The sequence below is a fragment of the Komagataeibacter kakiaceti JCM 25156 genome (genome assembly GCF_000613305.1).
This window is the reverse complement of sequence record NZ_BAIO01000594.1, coordinates 1-1,289: the sequence shown is the minus strand read 5'-3', so window position 1 is coordinate 1,289 and position 1,289 is coordinate 1. Positions and strand designations below refer to the sequence as shown.

Below are 1,289 nucleotides of genomic sequence, written 5' to 3'. Positions count from 1 at the left end.
GAACAGGGGGCCGGCCATGTCGGGCCGCCCCTGCCGCCATGCGGACAGACCGGCGACATATCCCGCCAGCCCGAGGCGCTGGCCGGATTTTTCAAATGCCTCGCGGGCGATGGACATGGCCAGCCGGTTTTCACCATTGCTGAACATGGCCATGGCGATTTCCGCCTGCAGGTGGGCCGCGTACAGGTCATTCATGCCCGGTGTCGTGGCGATCAGGCGCAGGGCGCTGCGTGCCCCCTTCGCGCCCTGCGCCGCGCGTTCACGCACGGTGTGGTCGAGCAGGCTGTTGCGGGTGAAAACCCGCAGGGAGGGGTCATCTTCCTCCGGCAGGTGGATATGCTGTGGCGGGTGGCTGCTGTTGCCGTCCAGCGCGTTGCGCGCGGGGGCGGGGGGAAGCGGGCCACCGTGCGATGGCATCGCGGCCAGCATGGAATAGATGGCGGGTGAATCCGCCAGCCCCGAGAACGTGCGCAGCCAGAGCCGGAGCTGCCCCGCATCGGCGTGGTAGGCGGGATTGAGGTAGCGCGCCGCCAGCAGGTCGCCCAGCAGGGTATCGTCATGGATGGCGGCGGTTTCACGGATGGCGGTGGTGAAATCGCCATCGGCCTGAAGCTTGAAAACCCTGCGGATGCGGCTGACGTCTTCAGGCGCGAGGGGGCGCGGCAACCTGGCGCTGCCATGTGCGGGCAGGCGTGGAAGGGCGAGCGCCGTTTCCTCGTTATGGTCACCGTGCGCGCTCGGATCCTGATCCGTCGCTCTGGCTTCCACTGTTTGGGCACGCAGCGGCGCGAACGCCGCCCCTGCCAGAAATGCCGCGCCTGCCAGAAAGGCCGTCACGGCATGATGGGGGGTATTGGTTGTCCCTCGCATAGCGGTGGGGATGTAGGCGCAATGCAGACAGAAAGCAATAGCCAGCTTCTTGCGTGGTGGTAAATAAGTTTTCAGAACAGATACAGGAACCAGATGTAACAGAGGGAAACATACATTGAAATGCGAATGAATACCTGCCCTGCCATATGCTAATACCCCGGAAAGATTACGCAATTACCCCTTGCTACCCGCCAGATATACTCTCGAGTGTTTCGCGGATCAGAAGCATGTCTTTCCATGTGTCACGGCGCGCGTGGCACTCGCGCGCAATTGCAGCGGGTGGCGCATGGGCAGGGCTTGAAATGTGGGCGCGGGCCCCGGCTGACCGGGGTTTGCGGGCAGGGTGATTTCGCGCCAGCGCCCACGCATGCGCGCGGCTGTCGTGCGTTCCCCCAGCAGGACGGATACGGGCAGGTTGC

The 1,289-nt window shown here is 64.4% G+C and carries 2 pseudogenes; both read right to left on the bottom strand.

Annotated features, from left to right (window positions below):
• Window positions 1–870, bottom strand: a pseudogene (locus JCM25156_RS16945) (lytic transglycosylase domain-containing protein); the annotation flags it as partial.
• A gap of 219 nt (window positions 871–1,089) precedes the next feature.
• Window positions 1,090–1,289, bottom strand: a pseudogene (locus tag JCM25156_RS25660) (hypothetical protein); the annotation flags it as partial.